At 58.3% G+C, this 22,143-nt stretch carries 15 protein-coding genes; 2 read left to right on the top strand and 13 right to left on the bottom strand.

Annotated features, from left to right (window positions below):
• The first annotated feature begins 148 nt into the window (after positions 1 to 148).
• A complete protein-coding gene (locus tag C6Y32_RS03510) occupies positions 149 to 1,237 on the top strand; it encodes a lipid II:glycine glycyltransferase FemX (RefSeq protein ID WP_164998122.1) in 1,089 nt (362 codons plus the stop codon).
• A gap of 478 nt (positions 1,238 to 1,715) precedes the next feature.
• Here the strand turns inward: C6Y32_RS03510 and C6Y32_RS03505 are convergent, their stop codons facing one another.
• From C6Y32_RS03505 to C6Y32_RS03490, 4 genes are all read right to left on the bottom strand, one after another.
• Positions 1,716 to 1,877 (bottom strand): rubredoxin, encoded by a 162-nt coding sequence (locus C6Y32_RS03505; protein WP_105203784.1) that lies wholly within the window; start codon positions 1,875 to 1,877, stop codon positions 1,716 to 1,718.
• Between the two features lie 155 nt (positions 1,878 to 2,032).
• Positions 2,033 to 4,867, bottom strand: a complete 2,835-nt coding sequence (uvrA, locus tag C6Y32_RS03500) for an excinuclease ABC subunit UvrA (protein WP_105203783.1) — start codon at positions 4,865 to 4,867, stop codon at positions 2,033 to 2,035.
• Positions 4,868 to 4,932: 65 nt separating this feature from the next.
• Positions 4,933 to 6,903, bottom strand: coding sequence for an excinuclease ABC subunit UvrB (uvrB, locus tag C6Y32_RS03495; protein WP_105203782.1), 1,971 nt, complete (start codon positions 6,901 to 6,903; stop codon positions 4,933 to 4,935).
• A gap of 306 nt (positions 6,904 to 7,209) precedes the next feature.
• Positions 7,210 to 7,893, bottom strand: a complete 684-nt coding sequence (locus C6Y32_RS03490; protein ID WP_164998121.1) for a JAB domain-containing protein — start codon at positions 7,891 to 7,893, stop codon at positions 7,210 to 7,212.
• Positions 7,894 to 8,032: 139 nt separating this feature from the next.
• Here C6Y32_RS03490 and C6Y32_RS03485 point away from each other — a divergent pair, with 139 nt between their 5' ends.
• Positions 8,033 to 9,001 carry an RluA family pseudouridine synthase gene (locus C6Y32_RS03485; RefSeq protein WP_105204099.1) on the top strand — a complete coding sequence of 323 codons (969 nt, stop codon included), beginning with the start codon at positions 8,033 to 8,035 and terminating at the stop codon, positions 8,999 to 9,001.
• Between the two features lie 68 nt (positions 9,002 to 9,069).
• On the opposite strand, the gene C6Y32_RS03480 is transcribed toward C6Y32_RS03485, so the two are convergent.
• From C6Y32_RS03480 to C6Y32_RS03440, 9 genes are all read right to left on the bottom strand, one after another.
• Positions 9,070 to 13,314 (bottom strand): PolC-type DNA polymerase III, encoded by a 4,245-nt coding sequence (locus tag C6Y32_RS03480; protein WP_243562493.1) that lies wholly within the window; start codon positions 13,312 to 13,314, stop codon positions 9,070 to 9,072.
• 82 nt (positions 13,315 to 13,396) lie between these two features.
• Positions 13,397 to 14,446: a flavodoxin-dependent (E)-4-hydroxy-3-methylbut-2-enyl-diphosphate synthase gene (ispG, locus tag C6Y32_RS03475; protein WP_105203780.1), complete on the bottom strand. Its 1,050-nt coding sequence runs from the start codon at positions 14,444 to 14,446 to the stop codon at positions 13,397 to 13,399.
• Positions 14,447 to 14,587: 141 nt separating this feature from the next.
• Positions 14,588 to 15,622, bottom strand: a complete 1,035-nt coding sequence (locus tag C6Y32_RS03470) for a M50 family metallopeptidase (RefSeq protein WP_105203779.1) — start codon at positions 15,620 to 15,622, stop codon at positions 14,588 to 14,590.
• A gap of 94 nt (positions 15,623 to 15,716) precedes the next feature.
• Positions 15,717 to 16,871, bottom strand: coding sequence for a 1-deoxy-D-xylulose-5-phosphate reductoisomerase (locus tag C6Y32_RS03465; RefSeq protein WP_105203778.1), 1,155 nt, complete (start codon positions 16,869 to 16,871; stop codon positions 15,717 to 15,719).
• Positions 16,872 to 17,032: 161 nt separating this feature from the next.
• Positions 17,033 to 17,863 carry a phosphatidate cytidylyltransferase gene (locus C6Y32_RS03460; protein WP_105203777.1) on the bottom strand — a complete coding sequence of 277 codons (831 nt, stop codon included), beginning with the start codon at positions 17,861 to 17,863 and terminating at the stop codon, positions 17,033 to 17,035.
• Positions 17,864 to 17,865: 2 nt separating this feature from the next.
• Positions 17,866 to 18,612: an isoprenyl transferase gene (locus C6Y32_RS03455; protein ID WP_105203776.1), complete on the bottom strand. Its 747-nt coding sequence runs from the start codon at positions 18,610 to 18,612 to the stop codon at positions 17,866 to 17,868.
• Positions 18,613 to 18,616: 4 nt separating this feature from the next.
• A complete protein-coding gene (frr, locus tag C6Y32_RS03450) occupies positions 18,617 to 19,171 on the bottom strand; it encodes a ribosome recycling factor (protein ID WP_105203775.1) in 555 nt (184 codons plus the stop codon).
• Between the two features lie 75 nt (positions 19,172 to 19,246).
• Positions 19,247 to 19,957 (bottom strand): UMP kinase, encoded by a 711-nt coding sequence (pyrH, locus tag C6Y32_RS03445; RefSeq protein ID WP_105203774.1) that lies wholly within the window; start codon positions 19,955 to 19,957, stop codon positions 19,247 to 19,249.
• A 203-nt stretch (positions 19,958 to 20,160) separates the two neighbouring features.
• The gene (locus C6Y32_RS03440; protein ID WP_164998120.1) at positions 20,161 to 22,140 is read right to left on the bottom strand and encodes an LTA synthase family protein; all 1,980 of its coding nucleotides are present in this window, start codon (positions 22,138 to 22,140) and stop codon (positions 20,161 to 20,163) included.
• Positions 22,141 to 22,143 lie beyond the last annotated feature (3 nt).

The following is a 22,143-nucleotide window of genomic DNA, read 5'->3' as shown; positions in this document are numbered from 1 at the left end:
TGTATAACAGATATTGATTTTTATCTGGAATACAGATAACATGAGTATTAAACACCATATGCGGTCTGCGGCAAAATCCCCCGCTGTCGCAGCGGACTTTTGCCCCGTCATCCAGAGCGGTGACAGGGCCGACAGATCGGAGCGCAACATGTACCAGATCATCGATCATCCAGACGACAGCCAAGTGACCGAATACGAGGCCTTTATCTGCGCCTGCCACAACGGCAGCTTTACCCAATCGGCCGCCTGGGCGCAGGTAAAGGCCGGTTGGGGTCACTATTTGCTGGTATCGCGCCGGACCGATGGCGCTCTGCGCGGGGCGGCACTGGTGCTGCACAAAAAACTGCCGCCGCCCTTTGGGGGCATACTGTATAGCCCCCGCGGGCCGGTGGGCGACCTGAGCGACGAGGCGCTGGTGGCGGATTTCGCCGACGGCGCCCAGGAGTTGGCACACCGCTGTCACGCCTGTTTTTACCGCTGTGACCCCTGGCTAGCCGGTAACGAACCAAAGGTGCTGACCCCGTGGCGACAGGCCGGCTTTCGGCCGGGGCCGCAACAGGGCGATTACAATACCATCCAGCCCCGTACCCTGTATGTATTGCCGCTGGCTGGACGGGACCGCGCACAGATACTCGCCGACTTTCACCCCAAGTGGCGGTACAATCTGCGGCTGGCGCAGCGCCGCGGCGTGGTGTGCGCGCTGTGCGGAGAGGAGGCACTGGACGAGTTTTACGAGCTGATGATCGAGACCGGGCGGCGGGACGGATTCACCATCCGCCCCAAAGCGTATTTCTCTGCCCTGTTGCGGGCCTTTGGGCCCCAGTGCGCCCGGCTTTTTATCTGTCGGCACGAAGGGCGGGCGCTGTCGGGGGCGCTGTGTATACGCTATGGGGGTAAGGCCTGCTATCTGTACGGGGCCTCCAGCAGCTGTGAGCGCCGCTGCATGCCCAACCACCTGATGCAGTGGGAGATGATCTGCTGGGCACTGGACGGCGGCTGCACCGTTTACGACTTTGGGGCGATCCCCCACTGGCAGCAGCCACAGCACCCCGATTACGGCATATACCGCTTTAAAAAGGGGTTTGGCGGGCAACCCTGCACCTTTGCCGGCGAACTGGACCTCGTGTCCCGGCCGGCAGCTTACCACCTGCTGATGGCCGGGCAGCGGTGGGACTGTTTCTGGCGAAAGATGGGGCGCTACTTACACCGGCACCATTACCGGCGCTATCGGTCGTAGGCGACGGTGAAAAAGAGAAGTGCGGTGGGGACATATGTACCCGCGCACGTAGATGCGGGTGCGAGCGGCCAAATACACGGATCGCGGACAACTGGCAGTGGGGGCGGGTCTGTGCCGGGCTGCACCGGGCGGCCTGACAGGTGGCGGTGGAGCGGTATGCGGGCCCTGACCGGTGACACCGCTGCTTTTAGAACACAGTAGCCGGGCAGAGCTGCCGGGGTTGTGTTGTGGGTATGGACCGACACCGGTGATCTTGTATCGCCTAGAGCGCGCTACCGGACAGCAATTAGGGACAAGCAGATATGTCAGGGCGCCGGAGGGCGCTGGAGGCCCGTTTAGGGCACTGCGGCGTCCCTCTAGGGGCAAAGGAGAACTCTGTTTGAGCGACCTCTGCCCTGCCCTTTTTTGCACAGAAAAAAGCAGGCGGCACACATGAGATGTGCCGTCTGCTCTCTTTTTTAAAAGCTATCGCTGAAAATCAGGCCTGTTCCTCGAACATATCTTTGCCTACGCCGCACAGGGGGCAGACAAAATCCTCGGGCACGTCGGCCCAGACAGTACCGGCAGCAACGCCGGCGTCGGGAGCGCCTTCAGCCTCGTCGTAAACATAACCACAAACGGTGCACACATATTTTGCCATGTGAAAAACTCCTTTCAGTGAAGGCGCCGGTGTTTTGGGCAGCGCCTCTTTGTTACGATCTAATTATACCAAGTTAGTCCACAATTGTAAATACCCTTTTTGCAAGAATTTCCAGACTCTGTGCACGGGGACGCAAAATGGGCGGCCAGCCGCCATTACTGCGAATCGGCCAGCATTTTTTGCAGGTATTTACCGGTGTAGGAGCCGGCCACTTTGGCCACCTTTTCGGGGGTGCCGGTAGCCACGATCTCGCCGCCCTGATCGCCGCCCTCGGGGCCGATGTCGATGATGTAGTCGGCCACTTTGACGATATCCAGGTTGTGCTCGATGACGATGATGGTGTTGCCGGCGTCTACCAGCCGCTGCAGCACGCCGATGAGCTTGTGCACGTCGGCGGTGTGCAGGCCGGTGGTGGGCTCATCCAGCACGTAGATGGTCTTGCCGGTGGCCCGGCGCGACAGCTCCAGCGAGAGTTTCACCCGCTGTGCCTCGCCGCCGGAGAGGGTGGTGGCCGGCTGGCCCAGCTTGATGTAGCCCAGGCCCACGTCTAAGAGGGTCTGCAGCTTGGCCTTGATGCGGGGGATGTTCTCGAAAAACACATAGGCCTCGTCGATGGACATCTCCAGCACGTCGTAAATGCTCTTGCCTTTATATTTTACTTCCAAAGTCTCGCGATTATACCGTTTGCCGTGGCACACGTCGCAGGGGACGAAGATATCGGGCAAAAAATGCATCTCGATCTTGATGATGCCGTCGCCCTGACAGGCCTCGCAGCGGCCGCCCTTGACATTGAAGGAGAAGCGGCTGGAGGTGTAGCCGCGTGCCTTGGCGTCGGCGGTCTCGGCAAAGAAGTTGCGGATATCGGTGAACACGCCGGTATAGGTGGCGGGGTTGGAGCGCGGGGTGCGGCCGATGGGAGACTGGTCGATACCGATGACCTTGTCGAGATTTTCCATGCCCACGATCTTTTGGTGCTTGCCCGGCCGCGATTTGGCGCCGTTGAGTTCCTTGGCCAGCGCCTTGTAGAGCACCTCGTTGATGAGTGAGGATTTGCCCGAGCCGGACACGCCGGTGACACAGGTAAAGGTGCCCAGCGGTATTTTGACGTTGACGTTTTTCAGGTTGTTCTGAGACGCTTTTTTGACCTCGATAAATTTACCGTTGCCCTTACGGCGGGACTTGGGCACCTCGATCTTTTGGGCGCCGCAGAGGTACTGGCCGGTGATGGACTCTTTGCAGTTCTCGATATCCCGCAGGCTGCCGGCGGCCACCACTTCCCCGCCGTACACGCCGGCGCCGGGGCCGATATCGACGATGTAGTCGGCCTCGCGGATGGTGTCCTCGTCGTGCTCCACCACAATGAGGGTATTGCCCAGGTCGCGCAGCCGCTTGAGGGTGCCGATGAGCTTGTCGTTGTCGCGCTGGTGCAGGCCGATGCTGGGCTCGTCGAGGATGTAGAGCACCCCCATCAGCGAAGAACCGATCTGGGTGGCCAGGCGGATGCGCTGGCTCTCGCCGCCGGAGAGAGTGGTGGCCGAGCGGGCCAGGGTCAGGTAGCCCAGACCCACGCTCTTTAAGAAGGTGAGTCTCTCCTTGATCTCTTTAAACACCTGGCCGGCAATCATCTCGTCGCGCTCGCTCAGGTGCATGTTCTCGATAAAGCTGAGCTCGTCGACCACCGACATGTTGGTGAACTCGATAATGTTCTTGCCGGCGATGGTGACCGCCAGCGACTCTTTTTTCAGCCGGTCGCCGCCGCAGTCGGGGCACAGCACCGAGCTCATCACATCCTGTATCTCCTCGCGCATCCAGTTGCTGCTGGTCTCGCGGAAACGGCGCTCGAGATTGTTGATGATGCCCTCGAAGGTGGTCTTGTACACGCCGGTGCCGTACTCGTTTTGGCGGGTCATCTCGATGGCCTTTTTACCGGTGCCGTAGAGGATGGCCTCCTGCCCCTTTTTGGGGATCTCGGCAAAAGGGGTGTCGAGGGTGAAGCCGTAGGCCTTGGCCAGCCCGTCGTAGTACATGTGGGAGATGGTGGACGAGTCTTTGTAGTACCAGCCGGAGGCACGGATGGCCCCCTGGCGGATGGACTTTTTCTTGTCGGGCACCACCAGATCGGGGTCTACCTTGAGAAAGGTGCCCAGGCCGGTGCACTTCTCGCAGGCACCAAAGGGGTTGTTGAACGAGAACATGCGGGGCTCGAGCTCCTCGATGCTGACCCCGTGCTCGGGGCAGGCGTAGTTTTGGGAGAAGAGCAGCTCCTCTTTTCCCACCACGTCGATGATGACCAGCCCGCCCGAGAGCGAGGTGGCGGTCTCCAGTGAATCGGTCAGGCGGGACTTGATCCCCTCTTTGATGACCAGGCGGTCGATGACCACCTCGATGTTGTGCTTTTTATTTTTGTCGAGCTTTATCTCCTCGGTGAGGTCGAAGATGCTGCCGTCGGCCCGCACCCGCACAAAGCCGCTGCGCCGGGCCGACTCGAACTCTTTAAGGTGTTCGCCTTTGCGGCCGCGCACCACCGGCGCCAGCACCTGGATGCGGTCTCCCTCATCCAGTGAGAGCACCTTGTCTACGATCTGGTCGATGGTCTGCTGCTTGATCTCGCGCCCGCAGATGGGGCAGTGGGGCACGCCGATACGGGCGTACAGCAGGCGCAGATAGTCGTATATCTCGGTGACGGTGCCCACGGTGGAGCGCGGGTTGCGGGAGGTGGTCTTCTGGTCGATGGAGATGGCGGGGCTCAGCCCCTCGATGTAGTCGACGTCCGGCTTTTCCATCTGGCCCAAAAACTGACGGGCGTAGGAGGACAGGCTCTCGACGTACCGGCGCTGTCCGTCGGCGTAGATGGTGTCGAAGGCCAGCGACGACTTGCCTGAGCCCGACAGCCCGGTAAAGACCACCAGCTGGTCGCGGGGGATGGTGACATCGACGTTTTTCAGGTTGTGCTCGCGGGCACCTTTGATGCGGATCTTATCTGTAGCCAATCTGCGTTCCTCTCTTTTATAAACTTCCTCTTTTTGGGGAGATCGTTGGGGGATACTGGGTCTATCTATTTCATCGCCTTGAGCTTGGCGATCTTGTCGCGCAAGAACGCCGCCTGCTCGAACTCCAGCAGCTGGGCTGCCTGGCGCATCTCTTTGGTGAGCGCGTCGATCATCTCCATCTTCTTGGCACGGCTGAGTTTTTTGTACTTCTTCTCGTCGTCGGTATCTTTGGAAGATATCTCGATGATGTCGCGCACCGGCTTGATGATAGTCTGGGGGGTGATGCCGTGTTCCTGGTTATATTTGCCCTGGATGGCGCGGCGGCGCTCGGTCTCGCGGATGGCCGCCTCCATGGAGCGGGTAACGCTGTCGGCATACATGATGACCTGGCCGCCGGCGTTGCGGGCGGCGCGGCCGATAGTCTGTATCAGCGAGGTCTCAGAGCGGAGGAAGCCCTCCTTATCGGCGTCGAGGATGGCCACCAGCGACACCTCGGGGATATCCAGCCCCTCCCGCAGCAGGTTGATGCCCACCAGCACGTCGAACTCGCCCAGGCGCAGATCGCGGATGATCTCCATGCGCTCGATGGTCTCGGTGCCGTGGTGCATGTAGCGCACCCGCACGTCCATCCCCTCCAGGTAATCGGTCAGGTCCTCGGCCATCTTTTTGGTGAGGGTGGTCACCAGCACCCGCTCGCCGCGCTGGCGGCGCTTCTGTATCTCGCCGTAAAGGTCGTCTATCTGGCCCTCGACCGGCTTGACGATGACCTCGGGGTCCATGAGGCCGGTGGGGCGGATGACCTGCTCCACGATCTGGGTGCTCTTTTCGCGCTCCAGCTCGTTGGGGGTGGCCGAGACGAAGATGACCTGGTTGAGCTTTTGGTAGAACTCGTCGAAGTTGAGCGGCCGGTTGTCGAATGCCGACGGCAGGCGAAACCCGTAGTCGACCAGGTTTTTTTTGCGGGCGAAGTCGCCGGCGAACATGCCGCGCACCTGCGGCAGCGACACGTGCGACTCGTCGACGAACAGCAAAAAGTCGTCGGGGAAATAGTCGAGCAGGGTGTTGGGGGTGCTGCCCGGCTCGCGGCCCGAGAGCACCCGCGAGTAGTTCTCGATCCCCTTACAGAAGCCGATCTCCTGTAACATCTCGATGTCGTAGTGGGTGCGCTGCTCGATGCGCTGGGCCTCGATGAGTTTGCCCTCGGCCTTAAACTGGGCGATGCGCTGCTGCAGCTCCTCCTCGATGTTGGCGATGGCCGCCTTCATCTTCTCCTGCGGGACGATGTAGTGGGAGGCCGGGTAGATAGCCACGTGGCCCACCACATTCTTCACCTCGCCGGTGAGGGGATTGATCTCGCAGATGCGGTCGATCTCGTCGCCAAAAAATTCGACCCGGATGGCCGTCTCGGACGAGTAGGCGGGGTAGATCTCCACCACGTCGCCCCGCACCCGGAATTTGTTGCGCACAAAGTTGAGGTCGTTGCGCTCGTACTGCAGGCTCACCAGTTTTTTGATGAGCTCGTCGCGGTCTTTTTCCATGCCCGGGCGCAGCGAGATGACCATGGTGTGGTAGTCGATGGGGTCGCCCAGCGAGTAGATACAGGAGACGCTGGCCACCAGGATGACGTCGCGCCGCTCGGACAGAGCGGCGGTGGCCGAGTGGCGCATGCGCTCGATCTCCTCGTTGATGGCGCTGTCTTTTTCGATATAGGTATCGGTGGAGGCGATATAGGCCTCGGGCTGGTAGTAGTCGTAATAGGAGACAAAATACTCGACCGCATTGTGGGGGAAAAACTCGCGGAACTCGGAGCACAGCTGTGCGGCCAGTGTTTTGTTGTGGGCCAGTACCAGTGTGGGGCGGCCGGTATTGGCGATGATGTTGGCCATGGTAAAGGTCTTGCCCGAGCCGGTGACGCCCAGCAGCGTCTGCTCTTTGTCGCCCCGCAACACCCCCGCGGTGAGCTTTTCGATGGCCTGTGGCTGGTCGCCGGTAGGGCTGTACGGCGCCACCAGCTGAAAAACTTTTTCTTCGCCCATATCTCTTTCCTATCTTCCAATGCTCTATAAGAACAAACGTTTCTACACCTTAATATACTACTGCTTTTGTAGGTCTTTGTCAACCGGATCTGTCGAGATCGGTCGCCGCTGGATCGAGTCGCCAGCGACCCGCCCGCCACAGCTATTCTGCCCACTGCCGGGCGCAGTACAGTCACTTTTCTGCCCGATCTCCATCATACCACAAACTGTGGCCAAAAGAGATAAAATCTCCTATATTTTTGCAACAGAGGAAAGTGTTTATGGGCAAAAAAGCGCCTGCCCTGCCCGGTGGCAGGACAGGCGGCACTAGAGCCCGACAAACAGGTTGCTGTCGCGCAGGGAGACAAAGTCGTCGCCGGCGACGATGATGTGGTCGAACAGCTGGATATTCAGGTCGCGCAGCGTTTTGTAGATCTCGAGGGTGGCGTGGATGTCCTCGTCGGAGGGCATAGCCACCCCGCCGGGGTGGTTGTGGGCGATGGCCACCAGGTTCGACTTGGCCACCACCGCCCGCTCGGCGATCTTTTGCCGGTTGACCTGTACCGCATTGTGGCTGCCGCCGCCGATACACTCACACTTGAGTAGCGAAAAGCGGTCGTCGAAACAGAGCAGGTAGACCTCCTCATCGGTCTTGCCCAAAAAGACCGGCAGCATGTATTGCCCGATCTTCTCGGAGGTGTTGAGCACCCGGGAGCTGTCCTGTCCGTCGCGCATGTAGCGGCTAAAGAGGGCCAGCACCGTCTTGAGCATGACGGCGGTGTTATAACCCACCCCCGGCACCTGCTGTAGCAGCTGCACATCGGCCTCTAAAACGCCTTTGACACTGCCGAAGGTGTTTAGCAGCTGGTGGGCCAGATCGTTGGTGTCGCGCTGGGGAATGGCCGAGTAGAGCAGGATCTCGAGCAGCATGTGATCGGGCAGGCCCGCCGGCCCGGCCTGTAAAAACAGCTGCCGGGTGCGCTCCCGGTGGCCGTAGTGATTGTGTTTCATAGACGCCCCTGCCCCGCTGCAAAAAAGATTTGTGTTGCCGCACATTATCCAGTACAATACCAGTAGACCCGCACCTCCCAAAACAGAGGTGCTGCTTTTTGACAAATTGCGACATGTATACCCGTTTAGTATATACTATTTGCGGGCAGAAGGAAAGAGGAGAACTGCTCTGTTTACACTGATCATTGGCGACAACGACGCCGGGCAGCGACTGGATAAATTTTTGCTCAAGACGCTGGTGCACTGTCCTAAGTCGCTGCTCTATAAAGCCAATCGGCAAAAGAAGATCAAGGTCAATCGCAAGCGGGTGGAGCTGTCGGCCATGCTGCAGCCGGGCGACCAGCTGGACCTGTACCTGCCAGACGAGTTTGACCCGGCACAGCGGGGCGGCGCGGTGGCAGGGACACTGCCGGCCGCAGTGCCGCCCCTGCCGGCGGATGACATCGTGTATGAGGACGATCATCTGCTGGTGGTCAATAAGCCGGTGGGCACTCCTGCCCACAGCGAGCAGCGGGGTGCTTGTAACCTGCGCGATCAGGTGCTCTGTTACCTGATGGCCAGCGGCAGCTACCGGCCGCAGCGGGAACTGAGTTTTGTGCCGGCGCTGGCCAACCGGCTGGACCGCAACACCCAGGGGCTGGTGCTGGTGGGCAAGACCGCCCCGGCGCTGCGGGAGCTGTGCCGGCTGATACGGGAGGACCGGGTGCAAAAGCGGTATTTGTGCCTGGTATCTGGCGTGCCGCAGCCGGACCGGGCGGTGCTGACCGGCTACCTGCGCAAGGACCGACAGCAGAACCGGTCTGAGATCTTGGACGAACCGGTACCGGGCGCCAAAAAGGTAGTGACCGAATACCGGGTGCTGCGGCAGCTGGGCGGACACGCCGAGGTAGAGGTACTTTTGCACACCGGGCGCTCACACCAGATACGGGCGCAGATGGCGGCTATCGGCCACCCGATACTGGGCGACAAAAAATACGGCGGACAGCACCCTGCATACCGCTGGCAGGCGCTCTGCGCCTATCGGCTACAGCTGCAGCCCGAGCCGGACAGTATGCTTTCCTACCTGGCCGGGCGAGAGTTTGCGGTGGACCCCTGGTTTGCTATATGATAAAGAGCGAGCCGACATGCCCCTTAGGATGGGCTGTGTCGGCTCGCTCTTTTCGCGCAACGAAACGATTAGAAAAAGGTCATTTGGCTAGACTGGGGCAGGTCTCCGAAAGCGCCAAACTCCTTGAGGCTCTCGACCACCGTTTTGGAGATGCCCGAACGGGTCTGCAGCTCGTCGATAGAGATGAAGTCCCCCTCCTTGACCGCGGCTTCCAGCCCCTGGGCGGCGGTATCGCCCACGCCTTTGATACAGTTAAAGGGCAGGCGGATCTTGCCGCTTTCGATCTGGTAATTGGTGGCCGAGGAGTGGTAGATATCTACCGGCAAAAACTCGTAGCCGCGCAGCTGCATCTCGTAGAGGATCTGGTAGGTCTGGAATGCGTCTTCCTCTTTGACCGAGCGCTCGTTTCCCTTGGCGCGCAGCGCCTCCATCTGCACCTTGGTATATGCCTTTCCCTTGACCGCCGCGTGGGCGTCGAGATCGCCGCCGCGCACGGTGAAGTGGGCGGCATAGAACTCCAGCGGGCGGTGGAGCTTAAACCAGGCCAGCCGCAGTGCGCCGATGACGTAGGCGGCAGCATGGGCTTTGGGGAACATGTACTTGATCTTTAGACAGCTCTCGATATACCACTCGGGCACACCGTGCTCGCGCATGGCGGCGTAGTGCTCTTCGGTGAACAGCTTTTTGGCGTTGCCCTTACGGGTGATCTCCATGATCTTAAAGGCCATGCTGGGGTCGAGCCCCTTGTGCATGAGGTAGACCATGATGCTGTCGCGGGTACCGATCACCTCGCTGATGGTGCAGGTACCGTTTTTGATGAGGTCTTTGGCGTTGCCCAGCCACACGTCGGTACCGTGGGACAGGCCGGATATCTGCAGCAGGTCGGAAAAGTTTTGCGGCTGGGCGTCGATGAGCATCTGCCGGGCAAAGCTGGTGCCCATCTCGGGGATGGCAAAGGTACCGGTCTCGCTGCCCAGTTCCTCAGGGGTGAGGCCCAGCGGCTCGGGGCTGGTAAAAAGCCGGTACACCTGTCTGTCGTTCATGGGGACGGTGTTGATATCGATGCCGGTAAGGCGCTCCAGATGCTTGCAGAGGGTGGGCACATCGTGACCCAGCTCGTCGAGCTTGAGGATGGTGTCGTGCAGCGAGTGGAAGTCGAAGTGGGTGGTGATGATATCGGAATCAGCTTTCTCGGCCGGGTGCTGGACGGGGGTAAAGTCGTACACGTCGTAGTTGGAGGGCACCACCACCATGCCGCCGGGGTGCTGGCCGGTGGTGCGCTTGACGCCGGTACAGCCCTGCACCAGCCGTTTCATCTCGGCCTTATGCACCACCCGGCCCCGCTCTTCGAGGTAACGCATGACAAAGCCGTAGGCGGTCTTATCCTGCACGCCGGAGATGGTACCGGCTTTGAATACGTGGTCCTTGCCGAACAGCTCCTCAGTATATTTGTGGGCGCTGGACTGGTACTCGCCGGAAAAGTTGAGGTCGATATCGGGGGCCTTGTCACCATTAAAGCCCAAAAAGGTCTCGAAGGGGATATCGTGGCCGTCGCCGTGCAGCGGCGTGCCGCACCGCGGGCAGTTTTTCTCCGGCAGGTCAAAGCCGGAGCCCACGCTGCCGTCGGTGATGAATTCGGAGTATTTGCAATTTGGACAGCTGTAGTGGGGAGATAGCGGGTTTACCTCGGAGATGCCGGCCATGCTGGCCACGAACGAGGAGCCCACCGAACCGCGGGAGCCCACCAGATAGCCGTCGGACTCGCTCTTGGCCACCAGCTTTTGGGCGATGATGTACAAGACGGCAAAGCCGTGCTTGATGATGGACTGCAGCTCGCGGTCCAGCCGCTTTTCGACGATCTCGGGCAGCGGCGTGCCGTAGAGCGACTCGGCCCGCTCGTGGGTGATGCGCACCAGGTCCTCTTCGGCCCCCTCGATGGTGGGGGTAAAGGTGCCTTTGGGGATGGGGCGGATGTCGCGCTCTATGGTATCGGCCAGCATATTGGGATTGGTGATGACCACCTCGCGGGCCAGGTCCTCCCCCAGGTAGGAAAATTCTTTGAGCATCTCCTGGGTGGTCTTAAAGTAGAGCGGCGCCTGTTCACCGGCATCGGAAAAGCCCATACCGGCCATAAGTATCTCGCGGAAGATGGCGTCTTCGGGGTTTTGGAAGTGCACGTCGCCGGTGGCCACCACCGGTTTGCCCAGCTCTTTGCCCAGTTGACACACGGTGCGGTTGTAGCCCTGGATCACCGTCTCGTCGGCCACGGTGCCGTTGCGGATCATAAACTGGTTGTTGCCCAGCGGCTGGATCTCTAAAAAGTCGTAAAAGCGGGCGATCTCGAGCAGCTCTTTGTAGGGCTTGCCGTCGATGATGGCGCGGTAGAGCTCGCCGGCCTCGCAGGCACTGCCGATGAGCAGCCCCTCCCGCAGGGCATTTATGCGGCTGCGGGGCATACGGGGGCGCTTGAAGTAGTAGTCGAGGTTGCTCTCGCTGACCAGCTTGTAGAGATTTTTGAGGCCGGTATGGGTCTGCACCAGCAAAATGATGTGATAGGTGCGCAGCTTTTTGGGATCGGCCCCCGGCAGAGCGGCCTGGATGCCGTCGGTATCCTGCACCCCCAGCTCGGCCAAGCGCTCGAACAGTTTTTCTAGGATGAGGGCCAGTTGTTTGGCATCGTCGCTGGCGCGGTGGTGATTAAAATCGGGCAGATTAAAGTATTTGGACACCGTGTTGAGTTTATAGTTGTGCAGATCTTTAAACAGCATTTGAGTGAGCGTGACGGTGTCTATGTAGGTGTTGTGAAAGTCGAGATCGTGCCGGCGGCTGGCGGCGGCGATAAAGCCGGTATCGAAGTCGGCGTTGTGGGCGACTAAGATGCGGTCGCCGCAGAAGGCGAGAAAGTCGGCGACCGCCTGGGCCTCTTTGGGGGCGCCGGCCACCATGGAATCGTCGATGCCGGTGAGTTGGGTGATCTTGGGCGGGATGGGCATCTCCGGGTCGACGAACGTCTCGAAGCGGTCGATCTCTTTGCCGCCCTGCACCAGTACCGCGCCGATCTCGGTGATGCGGTCCTGGGCGTTGGACAGGCCGGTGGTCTCGATATCGAAAACGATATACTCGTCCTGCAGCGAGGCGTTTTTGCCGCCTTTTACACAGGGGACCGCGTCGTTGACGTAGTAGCCCTCCACCCCGTAGATCGCTTTGAAATCGGGATCGTCTTTCTGTATTTTGGCCACCGTGTTCATCACGTCGGGGTAGGCCTGCAGCACGCCGTGGTCGGTGATGGCCACCGCTTTATGGCCCCACTTGTGCGCCTGCATGATGAGGTCAGAGGCCTCGGACAAGCCGTCCATGGAGGACATTTTGGTATGCATGTGCAGCTCGACTCTCTTTTCGGGCGCTGTATCCTGCCGGCCCATCTCCCCCTCGATCAAATTGATATCGTAGGGCATGACGTTGATGTCGCGGTCGAACTTGTCGTAGCTGACCTTACCGCGAACCAGGATATTGTCGCCGTTTTTGAGGGTCATCACCCCGGCCAGCTTGTCCGGCTCCTTGATGACCTTTACGGTCATGGAGCCGGTGCCGTCGGTGATATCCAGCAGCACGATGAGCCGGGCGCCGTTTTGGATCTCTTTTTTCTCGATCGAGAACACGCTGCCCCGGATCACTACCATGTCGTACTCATCGGTGAGATCGCCCAGCGGGGTGATACCGGAGTCTTTGATGGTCTTGCCGAAGAGCACGTCGCCTTCCCCGGTGTATACCTTTACCGGTGACTTCTCTTTTTTGGGCAGCTCTTTTACGTAGGTGATACGCTCTTTGGGCGGTTCGGCCTCGACCTCGACAGCGCCGGTAAAGACCACCTTGGCCGGTCTTCCGTACAGGGCAGCCGCCTTCTGGCTGAACTTCTGGGCAAAACCCATACCCTCTAAGATGCGCAGCCCGCCGCCGCTCAACTCGACGGCGTAGGTGCAGCTCTCGGCGTCGAAGGACACCTGGCACTCGCTGAAGATGCAGTCGAACATGGAATTTTCTTCGCGTATGTATTCGGCGATGATGTGAAAGGCATCTTCGTCGAGCGCCACACCGCTAAAGCGGGGGTTGAGCCGTACGCCGCAGCCCAGCTGCAGGCCCAAATGGCTGCTGCAGCCCCGCAGCACCTGGCAGGACACCGGCTGAGGAAAATCGGCCTGTATCTCGATCTGATTGCCGGCCCGGTCTACGGCAATGCCCAGCACGCTGCCGCAGGACAGAGACTGGTACTCGCCGCCGGCGACCCCCAATTGCTCAAATAAACCGCTACTCAAATCTTCACCTCAAAAAAATCGCTCTGCTGCCGGCTGCCACTGCGGAAGCCGATCTTTCTTATGTATACGGCACCGACGGCGCTCACAGCCGTTCGATCTCCTCTATCAGGGCCGACAGGATCTGGTCTTCCGGCACCTTGCGCAGTATCTTGCCGTGGGAGAACAGCAGACCGCAGCCGTCGCCGCCGGCCACGCCGATATCGGCCTCTCTGGCCTCGCCCGGGCCGTTGACCGCGCAGCCCATCACCGCCACGGTGATGGGCTTGTCCATATCCCGCACCAACTCGGTCACCTGCTCGGCCAGACCGATGAGGTCGATCTGGGTGCGGCCGCAGGTCGGACAGGAGATCACCTCTGCTCCGCCCTGACGCAGACCCACTGTTTTGAGTATATCTCTGGCGGCGTACACCTCTTTGACCGGATCGGCCGTCAGCGACACCCGCAGTGTGTCGCCGATGCCGCACAGCAGCAGCGAGCCGATACCAACGGCGTTTTTGATGGTGCCCATACGCTCGGTGCCGGCCTCGGTCACGCCCAGGTGCAGCGGGTAGTCGCAGCAGCTGGACATGAGCCGGTAGGCCTCGTACATGGTCTGTACATTGGAGGACTTCAGGCTGATGACGATATCCTCAAAGTCAAATCTCTCCAGCAAAGAGATGTGGTATTGGGCGCTCTCGACCAGTGCCTGAGCCGTGGGGTGACCGTATTTTTGCAGGATCTCTTTTTCCAGACTGCCGCCGTTTACCCCGATACGGATAGGCACGCGGCGGGCGCGGCAGGCGTCGACCACCGCTTTTACCCGCTCGTTAGAGCCGATGTTGCCCGGATTGATGCGCACCTTGTCCACCCCGGCCTCGACGGCGGCGATGGCCAGCCGATAGTCGAAGTGGATATCGGCCACCAGCGGGATATCCACCGCCTTTTTGATGGCCGGGATCAGCGCCACCGCCTCCATATTGGGGATAGCGGCCCGCAGTATCTCGCAGCCGGCAGTCTGCAGCGCCTTAGCCTGCTCTACACTGCCGGCTATGTCGGTCGCCGGCGTGCTGAGCATGGACTGAATGGCGATGGGGTGATCGCCCCCCAGCTTTACGCCGCCTACATCTACAACACGGGTATGTCTTCTCTGCATGATATATCTCCCTCGTCTTTCACTTCCTGCACCAGTCCTGCACCGGTAGGGCCGGCAGTATACCGGCCCTACCGCCAAACCGCGCCGCGGCTATTTTCTCGGCGCATCAGGGCCGCTGACCTTACACATCTCGGGCGCCGGTCAGCGGGTAAATATGCGGGTGATGTCGCTGTAGCTGACAAACAGCATAAAACCGATGAGCAGTAAAAAGCCCACCGCGTGGATCGCGCCTTCGTACTTGGCGGGGATGGGCTTGCGCCGCACCGCCTCGATGAGCAGGAAGACCAGCCGTCCGCCGTCGAGCGCGGGGATGGGCAACAGGTTGAAGATGCCCACATTGATGGTGAGCAGCGCCAGCATACTGAGGGTAGTCTCCCAGCCCATGCCCACCGCCTGATCGATGACATCGATGGTGCCGATGGGGCCTGCCACCTGGGAGATGGGCACGTTGCCGGTGACCAGGTCGATGAGCGAGACCCAGACCATCTTGCCCACCGAGACGGTCCAGAGGGCGCTCTCTTTGATCACGCCGCCCACTGTTTTTTCGACTCCCAGCACCCAGAAGTCGCGGCTGATATACTGGTTGCCGCTGTCATCTTTGGCCATGGAGAACTCTACCCCGTTCAGCTCTACCAGCTTGCCGTCGCGCCGCACGGCCATATCTACCTTGCCGTCTTTGTCGCGCATCAGCTCAAAGTCGATATCGTTGGCGATAAAGACCCGCCGCCCGTTGATGGCGTGGATCTCGTCGCCTACCTGCAGGCCGCTCTGGGCACTGAGGGAACTGTCGCCGAATTTAGCCACGGTGGTGGTGGGCACCAGCTTGGCAGTGGAGGTGAGGATGACCAAAATGACGAAACCCAGGATCAGGTTCATGGCGGCGCCGGCGATCACCACGAGGATGCGTATCCAAATAGGGCGCTGGCCAAAGGAGTGGGGATCGGGCGAGTCCTCGTCTTCCCCCTCCATCGAGACAAAACCGCCGATGGGTACCAGCCGCAGTGCATAGGTCGTGTCGCCTTTTTGTTTTTTGAGCAGCGTGGGGCCCATGCCGATGGCGAACTCGTTGACCTTGATACCCCCCAGCTTGGCCACCACAAAGTGGCCCAGCTCGTGTATCATGATGATCAGCCCGAACATCAGGATAGCCAGACAGATGGATAACACAAAACTCATAGTACACCTAGATCCTCACTGGGCGGCACAGCGCCGCCGTATTTTCTATTTTATTATGATCGCCACCGGTGTCAAATGCGCCGGACAGCAGTGCTTATGCGCCGACAGCTGCACGCACGAACGCGCGGGCCTCCTGGTCCTGGGCCAGCACATCCTCTAGAGAATATACGTCCTTTTGCGGCAGAGTATGCATGGCCGCCCGGGCCAGCTCCCCGATCTGTAAAAAGCCGATCTTGCCCTGCAAAAACAGCGCTACCGCCTCTTCGTTGGCACCGCTGACGGTACAGGGGGCCAACCCGCCCCGGCGCGCGGCCTCGATACAGGTGCCCAGACAGGTAAAGGTCTCGATGTCGGGGCGGGCAAAAGTTAAGCTGCCGCAGTCGGCCAGCGAGAGCTCTTTTACCGGCGATGGCCAGCGGTCGGGATAGGTCAGCGCGTACTGGATGGGGATGCGCATATCCGGCACGCCGAGCTGCGCCAGCATAGAGTTGTCGTCGAATTGTACCAACGAGTGGATGATACTCTCTCGGTGCACCACGATATCGATCTCGTCGGGCGTTTTATCGAAAAGCCAGCTGGCCTCGATGAGCTCCAGCCCCTTATTCATGAGCGTGGCCGAATCGATGGTGATCTTGGCGCCCATATCCCAGTTGGGGTGTTTGAGCGCATCTTTTACCGTGACCTGCGCCAGCATATCGCGGCTGTAGCCGAAAAAGGGGCCGCCGGAGGCGGTGAGCACCACTTTTTTCAGCCGCCGGGCCGAGTGCTTATCCTGCAGGCACTGAAAGATGGCCGAGTGCTCGCTGTCTACCGGCAGGATATCGACCCCCATTTTTTTAGCCAGGTCGGTTACCAGCTTGCCGCCGGCCACCAAGGTCTCTTTGTTGGCTAGAGCGATAGTGGTGCCCGCTGCGATGGCGGTGAGCGTGGGCTGCAGGCCGACCATACCCACCACCGAGTTGAGCAGGATATCGTTTTGCTCCAGCGCCGCCAAGGTGCACAGACCATCCATTCCTGTCAACACCTGAATATCGGTATCGGCCAGAGCGGTCCTCAGCTCCTTGGCCGCTGTCTCGTCCATCATGCAGGCATATTGAGGGGCAAAAATGCGGCACTGCTCTTCCAGCTGAGACACCGAAGAATTGGCCGAGAGGCCCACCACTGTAAATTGGTCGGGGTGGCTGCTGATCACATCCAGCGCCTGGGTACCGATAGAGCCGGTAGACCCCAAGATCGTCACTCGTTTCATTGCTACACTCCGTTTTTCATAGGGGCCAGGTTCGGGAGTACCGGGGCCCAGCACGGCGCAAGGGGGGCCATAAATGCCCCCCTCTGCCGCACATGTATCCTCTATCTATCTGCAAAAGCCAGCCGGCCGCTGCCGAATGGGCACACCCATACACGGCCAGTTTACCGCGCGATGATCGGCAGAAAGCTGGCCATAAAGAGCACTGTGGGCGCGGTGAATAGCACGCTGTCGAACCGATCCATAGCGCCGCCGTGGCCGGGCATGATATTGCCGTAGTCTTTGATCTGCATCTGCCGCTTTAGACTGGAGGCCACCAGGTCACCCATCATGCCCAGCAGCGAGGCTACGGCCACCGTGAGTGCCAGGTACAGGTGATTGATGGACAATACTCCATCGTTAAAATGGGTATACAGTGCGGCGATACCTGCCATGAGCAGTGCGCAGACGACAACGCCGCCAACAGCGCCCTCAACTGTTTTGTTGGGGCTGACGTGGGGCGACATTTTGTGTTTACCGAACAGACGCCCACAGAAATAGGCGCCCGAATCGGTGAGCCAGGCACTGCCCAGCGCCACAAACAGTAAAAACAGCGCATCGGGGCCAAACGCTGTGCGCATGTACACGGCGCTGCCAAAACCGAACAGGATGGCCATGGTCTCGAGATACAGCACGGCCACATTGGCATAGGGTACATCCTGAAAGTGAAATACAGTAAAACTGAGCACGCCTACCGTAAAGCAGAACAGACCGGCCAAAAACGGCAGGAAACCGCTGAGGGGCAGGTACTCGTAAAACACCACGAACAGGCCGAACAGGCCGCACCAGAGATACAGCCCAAAGTGCTGTTTGAGTTTTACCGCACGGCACACCTCAAAGATGGCCAGCAGCACGATAGCCCCGATGATAGCGTTAAAAAACACCGTACCGAAGAGCAGTACGGCGATAGCCAGCACCACCAGGCCACCCATGGCCGAAAGAATGCGGGTCTTCAAGATCAAACCCCTCCAAATCTGCGATTTCTATTCTGGTATTCCAGCAGAGCCCGGTCAAGGTGGTGGCGCCGAAAGTCAGGCCACAGCACATCCATAAACACCAGCTCGCTGTAGGCCGACTGCCACATGAGAAAATTGGAGAGACGCTGCTCCCCGCTGGGGCGGATGATGAGATCGGGATCGGGCTGGCCGGCGGTATAAAGGTGTTCTTCCAGCACCGTCTCGTCGACCTGCTCTGGGGTTAAACGACCCGCCGCCACTTCGCCGGCTATCTGCTGCACAGCCTGCATGATCTCGGCCCGCCCACCGTAATTGAGGGCGATATTCAAGATCATCTTGTCGTACTGGGCACTGTCAGCCTCCAGCTTATCGATCAGGGCGATGATATCGGGTGCCAGCGGGGCCTTGTCGCCCAGTATCTTTACCCGCACCTCTTCCTCGCGGTGGTCGAAAGCATCTTTTAGATAGCTGCGCAAAAGGTCCATGATGCTGTCGACTTCCTGTTGCGGCCGCTTCCAGTTTTCAGTTGAGAACGCGTACACCGTCATGTACTTGATCCCGATATCTTTGCAGTAGCGGACCATATCGCGAAAGACCTGAGCCCCTTTTTGATGCCCAGCCGACCGCGGCAGCCGACGCTTTTTGGCCCAGCGGCCGTTGCCGTCCATAATGAAGGCCACGTGAGCCGGCAGGTGCTCGAAGTCGGGCCGCAGCAGCACCTTGCTCTTTTTTAAATTAAACCAGGCCACCGCCCTAGATCTCCATGATCTCTTTTTCTTTTTGTTTGGTGGCGGCTTCGACCTTTTCGCAGTAGTTGTCGGTCAGCTTCTGGATATCTTTCTCGGCTACTTTCAGCTCGTCCTCGGTGATCTCGGACGACTTCTTCATCGCCTTGAATTTATCGATCGCATCGCGGCGGATCGAGCGGATGGCCACCTTGCACTCCTCGCCCATCTTGTGGATCTGCTTGACGATATCTTTTCTGCGCTCCTCGGTCAGCGGGGGGAAAGAGATGCGCAGCAGCTTGCCGTCGTTCATGGGATTGAGGCCCAGATCGGAAGACAGGATGGCCTTCTCGATGTTTTTCAGCGCCGATGCATCCCAGGGCTGTACCACCAAGGTACGGGCGTCGGGCAGCGAGATCGCCGCCATCTGGCTGATCTGGGTGGGGGCGCCATAGTAGTCGACAGTCACCTTGTCGAGTACGGCGGGGTTGGCGCGGCCGGCACGGATCGAGGAGAACTCGTTCATCATCACGTCGATAGATTTGCCCATCTTGCCTTCATACTTTTTCAGTTGCTCTTTCATGTTGATACCTCCGGCTGTATATATAGGTGAATGGCGGCCGCCGCGAAGCGGCTGGCCCGTATAGAAAGATCTCTCTTAATCCTCGATGACGATGGTGCCCACCTGCTCGCCGCACATGGCTTTGACGATGTTGTGGGGGTCGCTGAGGTCAAACAGTAAAATGGGCAGATCGTTGTCTTTGCACAGAGATGCCGCGGTAGAATCCATGACGCCCAGCGAGTCGGTGAGCACCTTGGTAAAGGACACCTTGTCGTAGCGGACGGCGTCGCCAAACTTTTTGGGGTCTTTGTCGTAGACGCCGTCGACCATGGTAGCCTTAAAAATGATCTCGGCATTGATCTCTGCCGCGCGCAGCGAAGCGGCAGTATCGGTAGAGAAATAGGGGTTGCCGGTACCACAGGCCAGGATCACCACTCTCCCCTTTTCCAGGTGGCGGACCGCCTTGTTGCGGATATAGGGCTCTGCCACCTGCTGCATGGGCAGTGCTGTCTGTACTCGCACCGGCACGCCCAGCTGCTCCAGTGCGTCGGCTACCGCCAAAGCGTTGATAACGGTGGCCAACATGCCCATGTGGTCGGCACGGGTGCGCTCCATCTCGCCGCTGCTGCGACCGCGCCAAAAGTTGCCGCCGCCTACCACGATGGCGATCTGGGCACCCATCTCTACGCAGGTCTTGATATTTTTGCAGATATCGGTGACGATGTCGTAATCGATGCCCATCTTCCGCTCGCCGGCCAGGGCCTCACCGGAAATTTTCAGCAGGACCCGCTTGTACTTCAGCTCCATGTTCTAAACACTCCTACCCATTATTATTTATCCTGTATTTTACCCTATTTCGACTCGGTCTGTAAAGGACATAGGGGGAAATTCACAAATTGTCATGAAAGCGAACAACCACAACACGTGTTTTTCTACTTTCTGTCCTATGGGAACATGCGGATAGAGAAAGTCTCTGCCGAGCTGACTTGCCGCGGCAGAGACTTGTAGAGCTATTGTGATTTTACGCTATAGAGACCGGGGATGCGGTTTTTAGAGTCGAACACGCTATTGTACTGTAGCATCTCGTAGCCGTGTAACAGCTCATCGTCGGGCTCTTCTCCCCGCTGATAGTAGTTGCCCTGACTGTCGATAACGCCCAGCGCGTTGATCACCGGATACTGCGCATACACCTGCTTGAGGTACTGGTTGTACGGCGGCAGCGGCAGACCGGCAGTCTCGAGGAGCAGTGTAGACAGATAGTTTGCACTGATCTTATCCACCTCTCTGCTCTCGATATCGTAGTTGGCCCAGATAATAAATGGGGTGACATACTCCAGCTGGCGCTCCTCAATGGTTTTTTCACTGGACTCTTTGCCGTCTAATTCCCGATAGAAGTCGGTACTCAAAGACGGCTGATGGTCACCGAACATCAAAATGATCGTGGGTTCTTCCTGCTGACTAAAATAGGTGACGAGTTCCTGAAAAGCCAGATCAGATTCACGGATCAGAGATAGATACTGCTCAGCGTCGGGGTAGCTCCCCTGCATATTTTGAATACGCACCGTCGGCTCGTAATCTTCTACTGTATAGCCCCCGTGATTTTGCATGGTCACATCAAAAATGAATAAGGGGGTATCTCCGTCTTTCTCCTCATACTGACGGATGATCTCGGTATATGTGCAGCGATCCGATGGAAAAACTCTCACGATATCTTCTGGGAAAGTATATGTATCCCAAAACCTCGTCTCCTCAAAGCCCAGCCAGGGATAGACACGATACCTGTTCCAGCCAGTAGACCCATGTGGATGCATGGCACTTTTTCTGTACCCCAAAGTGTCCACAGTTTTTACAATGCTATCTGTCTCTCCATGGATATACTGCTGATAGGCAATACTGCCAACAGGAAGATAGGACATACTTCCACCAGTCAAAAATTCCCACTCGCTATTGCTCGTTCCCCCTCCAAACGTTGACATATATAAATGGCCATAAACTGCATTTTCTCTAAGCGACGCGGTAAACGGCATATAAGGGGTATCCACCTCCAGCGTCCCCCGCACTGAGAGGTCTGAAAAGGACTCATTCATAATGGCGATAATGTTTGGGTACTGTGTGCCAGTCACTCTACTCGACTGTACTTCTTCTGTACTCTGAAGAAGGTCTTTTACCACTTTGGGAGAATACCCGACAGGATTCTCGACAACTAGGTATTGCGAGTTTAAGATAAAACCCAGCGCGATCCCCTGCTCCCTATATGTGTTTTCCTGTGCCCAAAAATCGATCACCTTTAAACCGGCATTAGCCATCACATCCGTTTTATAAATGCAGGAAAATGCCGTCAAAGTAAAGAGCGCCAGTATTCCTTTTTGCGTCCATCTCTTCCACTTTTTCGTGCACTTTATGCGGAAATTGCCCGCTAGGGCGATTGCGGCCACCAAAACTGCCACTACTAGCAAAATACTTCCAGTGACCGTCATCTTATAATTCCCCATTACATTCATCGCCGTACGCACGGCGAACAGATCGGCCGGCAACAGCGGGGTTCCCCGAAACATGTACACCAGCATAAAGATCAGGCCAACAAGAAAAGAAAAGAGCAAAGACGCTATCACAGCGACACGCACCCGGTTGGTGAAAAAATATAAAATACAGATAACCAATAGATACAGGAAATAGTTGACCCAAAAAACAAGATCTTTATAGTCCTCCAATAGCCGTCCATTCAAGGCCTCAACCATCCAAAAACACAGCAGTGGGGTAGCAAAAAAAGACAAGATACTAAGTACTTTGTCCGCCGTGGGATGCAGAGTGATTTTGGGAATAAGCAGACAACCGGCCAAAAGGACCAAGCCCAGCGCAGTACAGGCCAAATTGCGACTATAGACCCCGTCCACGAGAAACAGAGCCCGATTGTAGTAGATAAAAGTCAGCAGAAAAAATATTGGCGGCACGGTCAGTGCTGCCCGCTTTTTACTAAATTCTATACGCATGGA

Origin of the sequence: Neobittarella massiliensis (ex Bilen et al. 2018) (genome assembly GCF_900289145.1) — a bacterium.
Taxonomy (GTDB): Bacteria; Bacillota; Clostridia; order Oscillospirales; family Ruminococcaceae; genus Neobittarella; species Neobittarella massiliensis.
This window is presented reverse-complemented; position numbering and strand designations above follow the sequence as displayed.

Coding starts and splice junctions, on each gene's coding strand:
- C6Y32_RS03510 (WP_164998122.1), top strand. CDS start 149: ATGTACCAGATCATCGATCATCCAGACGACAGCCAAGTGACCGAATAC.
- C6Y32_RS03505 (WP_105203784.1), bottom strand. CDS start 1,877: ATGGCAAAATATGTGTGCACCGTTTGTGGTTATGTTTACGACGAGGCT.
- uvrB (WP_105203782.1), bottom strand. CDS start 6,903: ATGGGCGAAGAAAAAGTTTTTCAGCTGGTGGCGCCGTACAGCCCTACC.
- C6Y32_RS03490 (WP_164998121.1), bottom strand. CDS start 7,893: ATGAAACACAATCACTACGGCCACCGGGAGCGCACCCGGCAGCTGTTT.
- ispG (WP_105203780.1), bottom strand. CDS start 14,446: ATGCAGAGAAGACATACCCGTGTTGTAGATGTAGGCGGCGTAAAGCTG.
- C6Y32_RS03470 (WP_105203779.1), bottom strand. CDS start 15,622: ATGAGTTTTGTGTTATCCATCTGTCTGGCTATCCTGATGTTCGGGCTG.
- C6Y32_RS03465 (WP_105203778.1), bottom strand. CDS start 16,871: ATGAAACGAGTGACGATCTTGGGGTCTACCGGCTCTATCGGTACCCAG.
- frr (WP_105203775.1), bottom strand. CDS start 19,171: ATGAAAGAGCAACTGAAAAAGTATGAAGGCAAGATGGGCAAATCTATC.
- pyrH (WP_105203774.1), bottom strand. CDS start 19,957: ATGGAGCTGAAGTACAAGCGGGTCCTGCTGAAAATTTCCGGTGAGGCC.
- C6Y32_RS03440 (WP_164998120.1), bottom strand. CDS start 22,140: ATGCGTATAGAATTTAGTAAAAAGCGGGCAGCACTGACCGTGCCGCCA.